The sequence below is a fragment of the Pseudomonas sp. EA_65y_Pfl1_P113 genome (assembly GCF_963970525.1).
Taxonomy (GTDB): domain Bacteria; phylum Pseudomonadota; class Gammaproteobacteria; order Pseudomonadales; family Pseudomonadaceae; genus Aquipseudomonas; species Aquipseudomonas tritici.
Window position 1 is genome coordinate 1 of record NZ_CAXAQM010000271.1, and the last position, 575, is coordinate 575.

The window sequence follows — 575 nt, forward strand, 5'->3', positions numbered from 1 at the left end:
CTGTACACCTCGGAAAATCACAGTCCCGCACCGCAGCAGGCCAACCCACCCCAACCCCTCCCTTTCAGGGAGGGGAGAAAGGGCGCTAACCGCCAACCGCCCCTCCCTGAAAGGGAGGGGCCGGGGGTGGGTCGTTCTCCGTATCGTAAAACGGCAGCCTGGACGACCGCCAGAAGAAAGCAACGACCCGCCCAAAGGGCGCGGGCGCGCAAGCTGCGCCCTTTAGCCTCGCCGCCCCGCTTCTCGATTGCAGACACTGCTTTCAGATGCGAACACCAAGCAATGAGCAAGCTCACCCTTCGCTATCAATACGATTCCAGCGTCTTCGATCCCGACCAGCAAACCGATGATTTTGGCTGGCTTGAGGTCAAGGTGGAGACGGATCGCTTCTCGGGCGACGGCGGTTGTTGGGTTCAATGGCAGGACGTGAAAGAGTTTGGAAAAGCTCTAAGCGCCTTTCCCATTACGACAGATCATCCGATCGTGGTGCAATGGGGCTTTGATATGCAGGAAGGCGATGATCTGATCCTGCGCCTTGAGATTGCACCCGCCAATACGCGCGGCGATCTCGCCGT

The 575-nt window shown here is 59.3% G+C and carries 1 protein-coding gene; it reads left to right on the top strand.

Translation table 11 applies throughout. The features are described 5' to 3' along the window. Positions 1–282: 282 nt before the first annotated feature. Positions 283–575 (top strand): hypothetical protein (locus AACY52_RS29540; protein WP_339561257.1); only part of this gene is annotated, 293 nt, incomplete at its 3' end.